This window comes from Burkholderia cepacia GG4, from assembly GCF_000292915.1.
Taxonomy (GTDB): domain Bacteria; phylum Pseudomonadota; class Gammaproteobacteria; order Burkholderiales; family Burkholderiaceae; genus Burkholderia; species Burkholderia cepacia_D.
Window position 1 is genome coordinate 2,459,080 of record NC_018513.1, and the last position, 13,558, is coordinate 2,472,637.

Annotated in this window: 13 protein-coding genes; 7 read left to right on the forward strand and 6 right to left on the reverse strand. The window is 63.6% G+C overall.

What is annotated here, in order from left to right; all coding sequences use genetic code 11:
* Positions 1 to 4: 4 nt before the first annotated feature.
* From GEM_RS11185 to GEM_RS11205, 5 genes are all read right to left on the reverse strand, one after another.
* A complete protein-coding gene (locus GEM_RS11185; RefSeq protein ID WP_014897516.1) occupies positions 5 to 1,114 on the reverse strand; it encodes an acyltransferase family protein in 1,110 nt (369 codons plus the stop codon).
* Between the two features lie 515 nt (positions 1,115 to 1,629).
* The gene (locus GEM_RS11190; RefSeq protein WP_014897517.1) at positions 1,630 to 2,562 is read right to left on the reverse strand and encodes a LysR family transcriptional regulator; all 933 of its coding nucleotides are present in this window, start codon (positions 2,560 to 2,562) and stop codon (positions 1,630 to 1,632) included.
* Between the two features lie 77 nt (positions 2,563 to 2,639).
* Entirely contained in the window at positions 2,640 to 3,614 is a 975-nt protein-coding gene (locus tag GEM_RS11195) for a quinone oxidoreductase family protein (protein ID WP_014897518.1), read from the reverse strand.
* A 430-nt stretch (positions 3,615 to 4,044) separates the two neighbouring features.
* Positions 4,045 to 4,743 carry an aspartate/glutamate racemase family protein gene (locus GEM_RS11200; protein ID WP_014897519.1) on the reverse strand — a complete coding sequence of 233 codons (699 nt, stop codon included), beginning with the start codon at positions 4,741 to 4,743 and terminating at the stop codon, positions 4,045 to 4,047.
* A gap of 126 nt (positions 4,744 to 4,869) precedes the next feature.
* Positions 4,870 to 5,724 carry a glutamine amidotransferase gene (locus tag GEM_RS11205; protein WP_272148344.1) on the reverse strand — a complete coding sequence of 285 codons (855 nt, stop codon included), beginning with the start codon at positions 5,722 to 5,724 and terminating at the stop codon, positions 4,870 to 4,872.
* Here GEM_RS11205 and GEM_RS11210 point away from each other — a divergent pair.
* On the forward strand, positions 5,700 to 6,644 hold the full coding sequence (locus tag GEM_RS11210) for a LysR family transcriptional regulator (RefSeq protein WP_014897521.1): 945 nt from the start codon (positions 5,700 to 5,702) through the stop codon (positions 6,642 to 6,644). The two genes, GEM_RS11205 and GEM_RS11210, sit on opposite strands and share 25 nt — an antisense overlap.
* Positions 6,645 to 6,787: 143 nt before the next feature.
* Here GEM_RS11210 and GEM_RS31220 read toward each other — a convergent pair whose 3' ends face one another.
* Entirely contained in the window at positions 6,788 to 6,919 is a 132-nt protein-coding gene (locus tag GEM_RS31220) for a hypothetical protein (protein ID WP_014897522.1), read from the reverse strand.
* Positions 6,920 to 7,762: 843 nt separating this feature from the next.
* Here GEM_RS31220 and GEM_RS11215 point away from each other — a divergent pair.
* The 6 genes from GEM_RS11215 to GEM_RS11240 are packed head-to-tail and all read left to right on the forward strand — an operon-like array spanning position 7,763 to position 13,545.
* Positions 7,763 to 8,788 carry a substrate-binding domain-containing protein gene (locus tag GEM_RS11215; protein WP_041490526.1) on the forward strand — a complete coding sequence of 342 codons (1,026 nt, stop codon included), beginning with the start codon at positions 7,763 to 7,765 and terminating at the stop codon, positions 8,786 to 8,788.
* 59 nt (positions 8,789 to 8,847) lie between these two features.
* On the forward strand, positions 8,848 to 9,876 hold the full coding sequence (locus GEM_RS11220) for an ABC transporter substrate-binding protein (protein ID WP_014897524.1): 1,029 nt from the start codon (positions 8,848 to 8,850) through the stop codon (positions 9,874 to 9,876).
* A gap of 17 nt (positions 9,877 to 9,893) precedes the next feature.
* Entirely contained in the window at positions 9,894 to 10,718 is an 825-nt protein-coding gene (locus tag GEM_RS11225; RefSeq protein WP_014897525.1) for an ABC transporter permease, read from the forward strand.
* A gap of 10 nt (positions 10,719 to 10,728) precedes the next feature.
* Positions 10,729 to 11,625: an ABC transporter permease gene (locus GEM_RS11230; protein ID WP_014897526.1), complete on the forward strand. Its 897-nt coding sequence runs from the start codon at positions 10,729 to 10,731 to the stop codon at positions 11,623 to 11,625.
* 25 nt (positions 11,626 to 11,650) lie between these two features.
* The gene (locus GEM_RS11235; protein WP_014897527.1) at positions 11,651 to 12,682 is read left to right on the forward strand and encodes an ABC transporter ATP-binding protein; all 1,032 of its coding nucleotides are present in this window, start codon (positions 11,651 to 11,653) and stop codon (positions 12,680 to 12,682) included.
* A 38-nt stretch (positions 12,683 to 12,720) separates the two neighbouring features.
* On the forward strand, positions 12,721 to 13,545 hold the full coding sequence (locus tag GEM_RS11240; protein ID WP_014897528.1) for a phosphodiesterase: 825 nt from the start codon (positions 12,721 to 12,723) through the stop codon (positions 13,543 to 13,545).
* Positions 13,546 to 13,558: the final 13 nt, after the last annotated feature.

Below are 13,558 nucleotides of genomic sequence, written 5' to 3' on the forward strand. Positions count from 1 at the left end.
ATTCTCAGTCGACGGCTGGACGGCCGAGTGCGGATGGCCGAAACATCACGTCGGCCCAAGCGTTGAACCGCTTCCGAAACGGCGTTTCGACCGATCGATTCAGGCGGTTTGCAAGTACGAACGATGCCGCCAGAAAAACGACGTATTCAATTGCAAGCGCGACTGGACCGGTAGCGACCTTTTCCGAGAGAAGCAGCGCCGGCCGGAACACCGCATGCCCCAGATACAACGAATACGATATGCCGCCGAGATACTGCGGGGCACGACAGTGCAGCAATCGGGCAATCGGACCTTCGTCGCGACTCAGCGATGCGATGAGCATCGCAAATACGGCGGGGGCCGCGAGCGCCGAGCCGGGGACGCGATCCGCAAACAGGATCAGTGCGATCGTGATGGCGACGATCGCAATTTGCGGCGCTGATCCGGTCGCATGCATCACCACACGGTGGTCGCGGTGCTGCGCGATGACGGCGCCGATAAAGAAGCCGGCCATACATCGGGCCCATCCCCAGTCGAACGTCATTCCGAAGCAATCCCCCTCGGCCAGACACGACTTGGGAACGATCGACGCCCACGCCGCAATCGCATAGCCGGTCATCGCCAATGCCGCGAACACGACGACGCGGCGTCGCCCTGGCATCATCAGGCAGAGCGCGCCGAACAACAGATAGACGTAGAACTCGTCGGCCGTACTCCAGCTGACGCCGGTGCCTATGTCGTATTGGAAGAGATGGAACCCTTGCGTCATCGTCACGATCGCGACGACTTCGCGAAGGGTTGGCACAAAAGGTGGCGCACTCGGGCTACCCGCCAAAACCGCCAGCATGACCATCCAGTTGAGCATGACATAGAAGAGCACGCTCGCGACCATGTGCGTCGGCCAGATCCGGCCGAACCGGCGAACCATGAAGCTGAGCCATTGCCGCGTGTCGCCCATCCTCGCGCCATATGCGCTGCAGATCACGAAACCACTCAAGACGAAAAACAGGTCGACTGCGAGGTACCCGTTCCGGCTCACGCCACGGCCGGCACTGTCGAACTGCATGTGATAGATGACGACGAGCAACGCCGCGCACCCGCGCAGTCCCTCGAGACTGGCTATTGTCCTTTTCATGCGCTCCCCGTACAGATTCTGGTGCTTCCCCGTTGTTCACCGGTTTATAGGGGAAAAGCGGAGCGCGCTCAACGCCGCTAGGGAAAGCCACTAGATGCGGGCGGCGGTCGAGTCGCCCTGCCGGTGCAACGGCGAGTCGATCGGCAGTCCCGGTGGCTCCGGCGCATCGACGGACACCGTGTCGACATGAGGGACAGCGCTGACGCCCTCGCCATAGCGAGCACAATGCGACAAAAAACCCCGCCGGGACAGGGTTCCGAACGGGGTTCTGCGGTCGCACGAGATTCAGCGGGATGAATCCATGGTGCCGGGGACCGAAATCAATTAATCAATATAATCATATATTTACATTCGCATGGTGTACGTTTGTAGCATGCCACCCAAGAGTGAACACCAGTCCCGCATCGGGAGTCGAACCGGCACACACCGATGATGCAGCAGTACCTGCGCCCTATCTGACAACGCATCCCGGACAAAGCTACGCCAATTTGCGCGTTGACGCGCAAGCTGCCGCCCTACCGTGCGCCCCCCTGTTGCCAAGGTGCGCCACGCACAAACGCCTCCTCGATCCACTGTTTGAATGCGGTTGTCGTTGCAGAGCTGTACTTGGCGGACGGACGAACCAGATAGACACCCGCAGCATCACCCAGCAGCCAATCCGGCAGCACCCTCGTCAAATTTCCGGCATCGATATCCTTCGTCATCAGCCAGTCGCCACCCGCGAGAATCCCCAGCCCGAGACGAGCTGCCGACAAAAGGGCCTCGTTGTCGTTGCTGATCATGCCGCAGCCTACTTTGACCGCGCGCTGCTCGCAGTCACGCGTCAACTTCCATTCGGGGTACGTGTGCAGACCCGTAAATCCGAGGCAGTGGTGCACAGCAAGATCTGCCGGTTCTGTCGGCGTTCCATGCCGCTCCAGATACGCAGGCGAGGCACACAGAATGCGGCGGTGATCGCATAGTTTTCTGGCAATCAGTCGATTGTCCGAAAGCTCGCCGATCCGGATCGCCGCGTCGAAGCCTTCCGCAACAATGTCGACGAACCGTTCCGAATATTCAGCGTCCAGCACGACACCCGGATAGGCCATTGCGAATTCCGACACGACCGAACTCAGCCAGATACGTCCCATCGCGGCCGGCAATGCGATCCGCAGACGCCCCCTGACCTGTGCCGCACCTTGCGTCGCGTCCTGCTCGGCCTCGGCAATCATGTCGACCGCATGACGCAAGCGCGTCACCAACCGCTCCCCTTCGGCAGTAAAACGCAGTTGCCTCGTGGTTCGTTCGATCAGGCGTATGCCCAAACGGTGCTCCAATGCGCTGAGCCGCTTTGAGAGCACGGTCGGATGACGCTGCAGTGCCCGGCCGGCTGCAGCAAACGAGCCGTGTTCCCAAAGCGCCAAGAGCGCCGACCGCTCGTCCGCCTGTCGACTATCGAGAAAGTCCATGCCGCTTTCGGGCCTCGCAGAATCAGTAGCTGAATTGTCCGGCAGCGACCCGAGCGAACACGCGTGTGACAGCTCACTCAGGGTGTGAGCACGATCGCGCCCTGTGATCGACCATTCTCGAGATCGGCATGCGCCTCGGCAACATCGGCCAACGGGTAGCGACGCCAGACTCGCGGCTGGATGATACCGTCTGCGATCGCCCTCAGTACCTCCTGCGCCCGCTCTTGATATTCCTCGGGCGTCGCCGTGTGAGCGGCGAGCGATGGTCGCGTCAGGAAAAGCGAGCCCTTGGCGTTGAGCGCACCGACTTCGATGGCAGGCGGTGCGCCGGACGTCATGCCGAACGAAACCAGCAGCCCACGGGGCCGAAGGCTGTCCAGCGATGCCTCGAAAGAGACGCGGCCGATGGGATCGTAAGCGACATCGACCTTTCTGCCGGACGTCACTTCGGCAACCTGGGCTGCCAGCGTTGCAGGATCGAACACCACAACCTCGTCGCAACCCGCTGCCTTGGCACGGTCGACACTTTCCTGCCGCGATACAACGCCTATCACGAACGCACCCAGGCCCTTAGCCCACGGCACCATGATCTGCCCCAACGCACCCGCTGCGCCGTAAAGCAAAACGTTCGAGTTCGAACCGACAGGATACGTTGCCTTCAGCAAGTATTGAGCAGTTATGCCCTTGAAGAGCACGGCCGCCGCTTCGTCGAAACCCACGCCATCCGGCAACTTTACGAGCCGATTTGCGGGATAGAGGCGGCCCATCGAGTACGCACCAAGCGGGCCGGCAGCATATGCAACCCTGTCACCGACCGCAACCTCGGTCACGCCCGGCCCGATTGCAGCGACATAGCCTGCCCCTTCAAGGCCCAGACCTGACGGCAGCGCGATACGGACTGCGCCGGACCGCTGGCTGACGTCCAGTGGATTCACGCCGATCGCCGCCTGCTCCAGCCAGACTTCTCCCGGCCCCGGCTTTTGCACTCCAGTCTGTTCAAGGCGCAATACTTGCGGACCGCCAGCTTCATGGATTCTGACCGTACGTACCATCGTGATCTCCTGGGTGTGTATTGAGTTGTAGTTTAATTACCCAACAAACAATCACCAGTGCCACATATTGCAGATCATATCTGCACCAAATGCATCAATTCACTGCCCGACATGGGGCGTAGCGATTACGCCGGACAGCACTTTGCCAGCACCCCTCTCCTTGCTACAGGCGGCGATAAGTCCAAAAGACCAACGTCACGCTCGCGCGTCGCACCGCTGATAGACTCGGGCTGCCAAAGCAACTTTTCCCGATCACATAAGCACGCAACCCGTAGCAGCACCTGCAACCGTCACCTCCATGATGCGGCAGTAACTGCACCTTATCTGCCAAGGCTTAGCACACAAAGCTACGCCAAGACCTACGCTCTAATCCTCTCCGGAGAGGCCTCAATCACATTCCAATGATTGTTGCGACATGGTTCGGCTCGGTTTACGACAACTCGCCGAGTGCAAACTGCACGGCGGCATCTGTGTGGATGGCAACAGAGTCAAAACCCGGCAGCGGCAGTTCGTTGGCGTTGAGAATCAAGCAAAGCTCCGTGCAGCCAAAAATCACGGAATCAGCTCCTTCCGCCTTCGCCCCTTCAATGAGCGAAATGAAGACATCGCGAGAGCGGTCCAGTACTTTGCCAGCGCACAACTCTTCAAAAATAATGTTGTGAACCAAGGTTCTGCCATCAGCGTCCGGCACCATCACATCAATGTCGTGCTGCTTCATGCGCTCGTGATAGTAGCCATGCTCCATCGTGTACCGCGTGGCGAGCAAGAACGGGCGCTGGCAGCCAGCAGCCTTCAGGTGCTTCGCAGTTTCATCGATGACATGGATGAACGGCACCGTCACTGCGGCTTCGACGTCCGGTGCAACGAGATGCATGGTGACCGCACAAATCAGCGCGCAATCTGCGCCTGCGGTTTCGAGAGTGCGACCAATCTCCGCAAGGTAGTTACCAGCATCCTCCCATCGACCAGATTTCTGCATGTCGACAATCTTCTGGAAATCAACCGAATACAACAGCAACTCCGCTTGGTGCAAGCCGCCGAGGCGTGCACGCACCAGTTCGTTGATCTGGCGATAGTAGACAGCTGTAGCTTCGCAGCTCATGCCGCCAATCAATCCAATCTTACGCATTTCAAACTCCTTTCCAAGGCTCGTCACCTGCCTCGACCGAAACACTGCCCCCGTCACGATGCGCACCGCGGTGGTTCGCGTGCTACCGACAATCCACCGCACGCATCCCAACACCGTTCAATGGGTTCATCGGAACGACTCCACGAACCGTCTGAGCAGTTGGCCAGCGTGTCGCGTGTCTTCAAGCGCGAGCAGCATTTCGTCAAGATCGTTGCCGTCTGCACGCAAATCATCAGCACGTCGTTTGATGAGTGCCGCTGACACTGCGGTCGAAAATTCCGGATGAAACTGCGTCGAAATGGCGTTGGGTCCATATCGAACAACCTGGTGTGGATCTTGATCTGAATAAGCCAGAACCTGCGCATCCGGCGGCAGTTCGATGACGCTTTGCTCGTGCGCCAAATGGGCGGCGAACGTCGCGGGGCAATCTTCGAACAGGGCATCGCTCGCGGCGGCGGGCAGCAAAGTAATTGGTTTGCATCCGAACTCTCGGCCTTGCAGGGGGTAGTCGACTCGGCCACCCAGCGCATGCGCCATGAGTTGGTGTCCGTAGCAGACGCCGAACAGCGGCATCCCAACCTTCATTGCGTCGCGAATCCACTGCGCCGTCGTTTCACTCCACGGCAGCAGGTCCGTGACCATCGACCACGCGCCCGTAATGACCGCGACACGGCTCACATCCGGGGCCGGCAGCGCCTCTCCTTCGAACACACGCACAACTTCGACAGAATGACGCGGCCGCTCCAACGCCCGGCAGAACCAATCTGGCAAGTCTCCATGCGCGTTACGAACTTCGTCGGGCGGCGTGCCGACCTGGACAATGAGCAACGGCAAAAGTGTCATGACGTGCAAGGCGAAAGTGTCGATGGGAAGTCTGCAAACAGGGGGCAGACAAGCAAGTCTAGCCAGGCCGTGATATCTTGAAAAATGAATAGTTTCGAACGCGGATTCCCAAAATGAGAAACATCGATCTCGACTCATTACAGATCTTCAAAGCCGTAGTTGACTTTGGCGGAATAACGAAAGCCGCGGCGCACCTTAATAGGGTCCAGTCCAATATAACGACGCGCATCAAGAATCTGGAAGAAAGGCTCGGGGTCGCACTATTTCAACGTCAAGGTGGCAAGCTCGTTCTCTCGGCGGAAGGGCGACTTTTGATCACATATGCCGAACAACTGCTTCGACTGTCGCACGAAGCAGAGATGGCAATGCGAAGCGGGACTCCGCACGGGACGTTACGCATCGGCACGCTAGAAAGCACTGCGGCAGCGCGCCTTCCACCGTTCCTGTCGAGCTATCATGGACACTATCCGGACGTGCATATCGAACTGGTAACCGGCACAACCACCGCCCTTATCAGCCGCGTGCACCGCTATGACATCGAGGCAGCCTTCATCTCGGAACCATTCCGTGCCAGCAACCTGGAAACTCAGACTGCATTCTCCGAAGAGCTCGTAATCGTCGCGCCGTTACAAGCCAAGCACATCGAATCGGCAACACATTTGCAGCAGTGCACGGTTATCGCTTTCGCAACCGGCTGCTCCTATCGAAAAATCCTCGACGATTGGCTCGCCGCGTGTGACGTAGTTCCAGTTCGAGTGCTTGAACTCGCGTCCTATCACGCTATCGTTGCCTGTGTGGCGGCTGGTTCGGGCATCGCCATCGTGCCGCGCTCTGTGCTGGGAGTCATGCAGGCAGAAAGTCTTGTGAAGATCCTTCCGCTACCACCGGAAGTCGCAAACGTCCACACACACCTGATCTGGCGAGTGGGACACCGATCAGTGGCACTCGACGCGCTGCGCTTGGAGTTACGAAGCAAGCAACTCGGGCCAGCTACTGGCGAGAAAGTCAGCGACTTGGTGCACGAATCAAGAGTGGAGTTATCGCCTCCTGATCGCTAAACGAGCACCGAACCCCGCGTAGTCAGTTCGGTTCTAACCGTCGGCTGCCGGTCCTGCTCGCTAGCGACTTATCCAATCGGCACACTTCGCTCGTGCATTTGCGGGCCGCTGGTAAACTCGGAAGCCAAAGCAATTTTTCATGATCAAATGCCGGCCGTGACCTTGCCGAGATTGATCTCGTGTTCTTTTTGGGTCGCCCACTGCACGGCGTCGGCCTTGCGCTTGAACGTCTCCGAGAGGCTCACGCCCTTCCGGCGCACCTGCACGCGCCACATGCCGCCCCGCTTCGTACAAGTTGCCGTGCATTTCCCCGGTGCAAATCCTGGTGCATATCAGGTGCAGTCGGGTGCAAAAAAGGCTTGATTAGGCTACTTCCCGACTACGTCAGAGCAGTGAGAGAACAGCACGCAAACCCTTGCCTGACTTGGGTTTGCTTGGGATAGGAATACCAGACTACAGAGAGAGGTGGTGCCGGGGACCGGACTCGAACCGGCAAGCCAATTAAGGCGGCGGATTTTCGTCACACTGCTTCTTTCGAAGTCGGCGTCGTCGGAACGATGCCGTTCGTGCGCTGGACTATGCCTTCGCCGTCGCGCGCGGGCGTGATCGCCGCCCGTGCGCCTTAGGCGCCCCCCGTCTAGTCTCTACACCTTCCTCGCGTGACCGCGAGGCTTGGCTCGGCGTTGCCTCGATGCGTGCATCAGGGGTTTCACCGAATTTGAAGGGTTCTGCACCGACCGTTTCCGACCGGGCACTCAATCGTTTAAGTCCGCTATGTTTACCAATTTCATCACCCCGGCAAAAGGGCGGACGCGATTCTACCATTGCTTGCACATGCGTTAGCTGATTCGCGCGCAGTACGTCGCGACGCAGCACGTCTGCCCACCTCGTCCGCGGCCGAATTCATACGCCGCAATCGATATCGACGCGACACCGCCACCGATTTCGTCCCGCGCCGCAGCATCCGCCGATACAATCGAGTCCGCCCCGCTCGCCGGGCGCCAAACGTCAGATGTTTGTGTCGTGCTTTTTGCGAAACAGACGTCATGCGCGTCATCGCGAAGTCACAAACGTTTTCGATAATTTCCCTGCCGAAAACGTTTACATCGCGTAACTTCATGACCCCGACCATCAAGGATGTCGCCGCGCTCGCCGGCTTCTCGATCGCCACCGTCTCGCGCGCGATCAACTCGCCGCATACCGTGAGCCCCGCCACGCTGGCGACGATCCGCACCGCCATCGACACGCTGCAGTTCCGCCCGAGCCCGCTCGGCCGGCAGTTGCGCGGCGAGCGCACCCGGCTCGTCGGCGTCGTCGTGCCGACGCTGTCGAACCCGGTGTTCGCCGACTGCCTGCAGGGCATCGACGAACTCGCGACCGCGGCCGGCTTCAAGCTGATCCTGATGACGACCGAATACGACGCGGCGCGCGAGCGTCACGCGATCGAGACGCTGCGCGAGCAGCGCGTCGAAGGGCTGATCCTGACCGTCGCCGATGCGGACACGCATCCGCTGCTCGACATGCTCGACCGCGACGGCCCGCACTACGTGCTGATGCACAACGACACGCAACGCCGCCCGTCGGTGTCGGTCGATAACCGCCGCGCCGCCTATGACGGCGTGCGTCTGCTGACCCAGCGCGGCCATCGCCGCGTGCTGATGCTGGCCGGCTCGCTCGCCGCGTCGGATCGCGCGCGCCAGCGTCATCTCGGCTACGCGCAGGCACTCGAGGAATGCGGCGTCGCGACGCTGCCGCCGGTCGAGGTCGACTTCAACGCGGCCGAGCTGCCCGACGCGGTGCTCGCGCATCTCACCGCGCAAGCCACGCGCCCGACCGCCCTCTTCTGCAGCAACGACCTGCTCGCGATGGTCGTGATGCGCGGCCTGCGCCGCGCCGGCTTCTCGATTCCCGACGACCTGTCGGTGCTCGGCTTCGACGGGATCGCGATCGGCGAGCTGCTCGCACCGCCGCTCGCGAGCGTCGCGACGCCGAACCAGGACATCGGCCGCCATGCCTGGCGGCGCCTCGTCGAATGCATCGGCGGCGCGACGATCGAGCGCGCTTCGCTGATCCTGCCGCACACGGTGCGCGACGGCGCGACGGTCGCACCGCCGGCCGCCGACCTGCAATTGCGCCACGCCTGAACGCGCGCGCCGCGCCACCGCGCGCGGCGCCCTACCCTCACCCCGCCCGGAGACCCACCGTGTCCCTTCGCCTGACCTCGCTGCTGCGCACGCTCGCCGCACCGCTCGCCTGCGCCGCGCTCGTCGCGTTCGCACCCGCAGCCCATGCCGACGACACCGCGATCTGCTACAACTGCCCGCCCGAATGGGCCGACTGGGCCGCACAGATCGCCGCGATCAAGCAGAAGACCGGCATCCGCGTGCCGTTCGACAACAAGAACTCGGGCCAGGCGATCGCGCAGCTGATCGCCGAGCAGAAGAGCCCGGTCGCCGACGTCGTCTATCTCGGCGTGTCGTCGGCCTTCCAGGCGAAGGACAAGGGCGTGATTGCGCCGTACAAGCCCGCGCACTGGAACGACATTCCCGCGAACCTGAAGGATCCGCAAGGCTACTGGTTCGCGATCCACTCGGGCACGCTCGGCTTCTTCGTGAACAAGGACGCGCTCGACGGCAAGCCAGTGCCGCGCTCGTGGGCCGATCTGCTGAAGCCTGAGTACAAAGGCATGGTCGGCTACCTCGATCCGTCGAGCGCGTTCGTCGGCTATGCGGGCGCGGTCGCCGTCAACCAGGCGCTCGGCGGCAGCCTCGACAACTTCAAGCCGGCGCTCGACTGGTTCCGCAAGCTGAAGGCGAATGCGCCGATCGTGCCGAAGCAGACCGCGTACGCGCGTGTGCTGTCCGGCGAAATTCCGATCCTGCTCGACTACGACTTCGACGCGTATCGCGCGAAGTACAAGGATCACGCGAACGTCGAGTTCGTGATTCCGCAGGAAGGCACGATCGCGGTGCCGTACGTGATGAGCCTCGTGAAGGGCGCGCCGCACGACGCAAACGGCAGGAAGGTGCTCGACTTCGTGCTGTCCGACGAAGGCCAGAAGCTGTGGGCCAACGCGTACCTGCGCCCGGTGCGCGCGCAGACGCTCGGCGCCGACGTCGCCGCGAAGTTCCTGCCGGCGAGCGAATACGCACGCGCGAAGTCGGTCGACTTCGGCAAGATGGCGGCCGGCCAGCAAGCGTTCGGCCTGCAATACCTGCAGGTGATGCAGTAAGCGGCCGGACCCAACCCATGCTCGACCTGACTTTCCCGCTGCGCTGGCGCGTCGCACTCGTCGCGCCCGCGCTCGCGGTGTTCGCCGCGTTCTGGCTGCTGCCGATCGTTTCGCTCGTGCAGGTGTCCGCCGACGGTGCGCTCTTCACGCAGTACGCGGCGCTGCTCGGCAATGCGCGCTACATGAAGAGCCTTGGCGAAACGGTGGCGTTGTCCGCGGGCGTCACGCTCGCGACGCTGGTGCTGTCGACGATCTCGGGCCTGCTGCTCGCGCGCCGCGAGTTCGCGGGCAAGCGCGTGCTGCTCGCGCTGCTTACCTTTCCGCTCGCGTTCCCGGGTGTCGTGGTCGGCTTCATGGTGATCATGCTCGCCGGGCGCCAGGGGTTGATCGGGATGCTGTCCGCGAAGCTGACCGGCGACAAGTGGGTGTTCGCGTATTCGGTTGCCGGGCTGTTCGTCGGCTACCTGTACTTCTCGATTCCGCGCGTGATCGTGACCGTGATCGCGGCCGCGTCGAAGCTCGACGCGTCGCTCGAGGAAGCCGCGCGCTCGCTCGGCGCGTCGCCGTGGCGCATCTTCATCGACATCGTGCTGCCGGCGCTCGCGCCGGGCCTGATCGCGGCCGGCGCGATCTGCTTCGCGACCGCGATGGGCGCGTTCGGCACCGCGTTCACGCTCGCCACCGACCTGAACGTGCTGCCGATGACGATCTACACCGAGTTCACGCTGAACGCGAACATCGCGACGGCGGCCGGCCTGTCGATCGTGCTCGGCATCGTCACGTGGGCCGTGCTCGCGCTCGCGCGCCGGTTCACCGGCCACACCGCCGCCGCCGCGGCCTGAGGATTCCTTCATGCAATCGCTTTCCGGTTCGTCCGCGCCGTCGCCGGCGCCCGCTCCGTCGCATGCGAACGGCGCCGCCCGACGGGCGCCGCGTGTGTCGGGCGCGCGCGCGATCGCCGCGCTGCAATGGGGCGTCACGCTGCTGCTGTGCGCGTTCCTGATCGTGCCCGTCGTGATGTCGGTGCTCGCGGGTCTCACCGTCAACTATTTCCGCGGGCTGTCGAGCGGCCTCACGCTGCGCTGGCTCGAACAGGTGTGGCAGCAGTATCAAGGCTCGGTCGCGCTGTCGCTCGGCGTTGCGTTCGCGACGCTCGCGATCGTGCTCGTCGTCGGCGTGCCGGCCGGCTATGCGCTCGCGCGCAGCCAGAGCCGCACGGCCCGTGTGATCGAGGAAGCGCTCGTGCTGCCGGTCGCGCTGCCGGGCCTCGCGTCGGCGCTCGCGCTGCTGGTCGTCTACGGCGGCTTCACCGCGTTCCGGATGAGCCTGTGGTTCATCGTCGTCGGCCACGTCGTGTTCACGCTGCCGTTCATGGTGCGGGCGGTCGCGGCCGTTGCGGCGGGTGCCGGCTTGCGCACGCTCGAAGAAGGCGCCGCGAGCCTCGGCGCGTCGTTCGTCACGCGCTTCGTGACGATCGTGCTGCCGAACCTGCGCCCCGGCATCGTCGCGGGCGCACTCGCGGTGCTCACGCTGTCGATCGGCGAATTCAACCTCACCTGGATGCTGCATACACCCGACACGAAGACGCTGCCCGTCGGGCTCGCCGACACCTACGCGTCGCTGCGTCTCGAAGTCGGCAGCGCCTATACGATCGTGTTCCTGCTGATGACGCTGCCGCTCCTCGTCGCGATGCAGTGGCTCGGCGTCGATCCGTCCGGCACGCGCCCACTGAAGCGCCGCCCGCGCTGAACCCCGCGCAGACTTCACCGTTCCCATGAAACTCGATTCCACCCCCATCACCCTGACCCGCTGCGCGAAAACGTTCCGCGGCACGCGCGTGCTCGAACCGCTCGACCTGTCGATCGGCGCGGGCGAGACGCTCGTGCTGCTCGGACCGTCGGGCTGCGGCAAGACGACCACGCTGCGGCTGATCGCCGGCCTCGACACGCCGGACGCCGGCGGCACGATCGCGTTCGGCGGCGACGACGTGACCGCGCTGCCGATCGAGCGCAGGCAGGTCGGCATGGTGTTCCAGAACTACGCGCTGTTCCCGAACCTGACGGTGCGCGGCAACGTCGGCTACGGGCTGAAGATCCGCAAGACCGAGCCGCGCGCGCTGCGCGAACGCGTCGACGAGCTGCTCGCGATGATGCGGCTCGATGCGCATGCGGACAAACCGGTCGATCAGTTGTCGGGCGGCCAGCGGCAGCGCGTCGCGCTGGCGCGTGCGCTCGCGGTGCGCCCGCGCGTGCTGCTGCTCGACGAGCCGCTGACCGCGCTCGACGCGAAGCTGCGCGACGTGCTGCGCCGCGAGATGAATGCGCTGCTGCGCGATCTCGGCGTGACGACCGTGTACGTGACGCACGACCAGGCCGAAGCGATGGAGCTCGGCGACCGGATCGTAGTGATGGGGGCAGGCCGCATCGAGCAGATCGGCACGCCGCGCGACATCTACTACCGGCCGGCGAACCGCACGGTCGCGCAGTTCATCGGCACGCTGAACCGGCTTGCGGGACAATGGCGCAACGGCGCGCTCGTGACGACGGGCGGGTCGATCGTGACGCCGCACGCCGCCGACGAGTGGTTCTTCCGCCCGGAGGACGCGCAGCTCGCCGATCCCGCGCATGCGCCGCTGCGCGGCGCGATCGGCGCGTGCGCGTTCCTCGGCGAGCGCACGCGGCTCACGATCGAGCATGCGGCGCCCGACCCGCTCGTGATCGACGTACCGGGCCGCATCGAACTCGCGCGCGGCACGGCCGTCGGCATCGCGATCGCGGCGGAAGGCCTGATCGCGCTCGCCGCGTGATGCCGCCCCACGATAACCAGACATTCCGAGGAACGACGATGCTGCTTGCTCAAATCAGCGATCTCCATATCAAGCGTCCGGGCCAGCTCGCGTACCGGCGCGTCGACACGGCCGCCGCGCTCGCGCGCTGCATCGCGAAGCTGAACGCGCTCGTGCCGCGGCCTGACGCGGTGCTCGTCACGGGCGACCTGACCGACTTCGGCCACGACGACGAATACCGCCATCTGCGCGACCTGCTCGCGCCGCTCGAGATTCCGTATTACCTGATGGTCGGCAACCACGACGACCGCGCGGGGCTGCGCCGCGCGTTCGCCGATCGCCCCGAATGGCAGGACGGCGAATTCGTGCAGTACGCGTTCGATGTCGGCGCGGTGCGCGTGCTCGCGCTCGATTCGCAGGTGCCCGGCGCGAGCCACGGCGACCTGTGCGACGCGCGGCTGGCGTGGCTCGCCACGCAGCTCGACGCCGCGCGCGATCGGCCCGTGATCGTCGCGCTGCACCACCCACCGTTTGCGTCAGGCATCGGGCACATGGATGCCTTGCGCCTCGCGCCCGCCGCCGCCGCGAAACTCGACGCGCTGCTGCGCGGCCATCCGAACGTCGAACGCGTGCTGTGCGGCCACGTGCACCGCACGATGTTCACGCGCTTCGGCGGCACGCTCGCATCCGCCGTGCCGGCACCCGCGCACCAGGTCGCGTTCGACCTGCGCGCGGACGCACCGTCCGCGTTCCGGCTCGAGCCGCCCGCGTTCGCGGTGCACTTCCATACGCCGGACGCGGGGATGACCTCCCATCACGTGTACGTGGACGAAGGCGACGGGCCTTATCCGTTCTACGAACCGAGCGGGGAACTGGTCGACTGACGGCGTGAATCGC

Bases quoted from the DNA above. Each gene is read 5' to 3' on its own strand.
- GEM_RS11200 (WP_014897519.1), bottom strand. From the start codon at position 4,743: ATGCGTAAGATTGGATTGATTGGCGGCATGAGCTGCGAAGCTACAGCT.
- GEM_RS11185 (WP_014897516.1), bottom strand. From the start codon at position 1,114: ATGAAAAGGACAATAGCCAGTCTCGAGGGACTGCGCGGGTGCGCGGCG.
- GEM_RS11225 (WP_014897525.1), top strand. From the start codon at position 9,894: ATGCTCGACCTGACTTTCCCGCTGCGCTGGCGCGTCGCACTCGTCGCG.
- GEM_RS11190 (WP_014897517.1), bottom strand. From the start codon at position 2,562: ATGGACTTTCTCGATAGTCGACAGGCGGACGAGCGGTCGGCGCTCTTG.
- GEM_RS11240 (WP_014897528.1), top strand. From the start codon at position 12,721: ATGCTGCTTGCTCAAATCAGCGATCTCCATATCAAGCGTCCGGGCCAG.
- GEM_RS11195 (WP_014897518.1), bottom strand. From the start codon at position 3,614: ATGGTACGTACGGTCAGAATCCATGAAGCTGGCGGTCCGCAAGTATTG.
- GEM_RS11235 (WP_014897527.1), top strand. From the start codon at position 11,651: ATGAAACTCGATTCCACCCCCATCACCCTGACCCGCTGCGCGAAAACG.
- GEM_RS31220 (WP_014897522.1), bottom strand. From the start codon at position 6,919: ATGTGGCGCGTGCAGGTGCGCCGGAAGGGCGTGAGCCTCTCGGAGACG.
- GEM_RS11210 (WP_014897521.1), top strand. From the start codon at position 5,700: ATGAGAAACATCGATCTCGACTCATTACAGATCTTCAAAGCCGTAGTT.
- GEM_RS11215 (WP_041490526.1), top strand. From the start codon at position 7,763: ATGACCCCGACCATCAAGGATGTCGCCGCGCTCGCCGGCTTCTCGATC.
- GEM_RS11230 (WP_014897526.1), top strand. From the start codon at position 10,729: ATGCAATCGCTTTCCGGTTCGTCCGCGCCGTCGCCGGCGCCCGCTCCG.
- GEM_RS11205 (WP_272148344.1), bottom strand. From the start codon at position 5,724: ATGAGTCGAGATCGATGTTTCTCATTTTGGGAATCCGCGTTCGAAACT.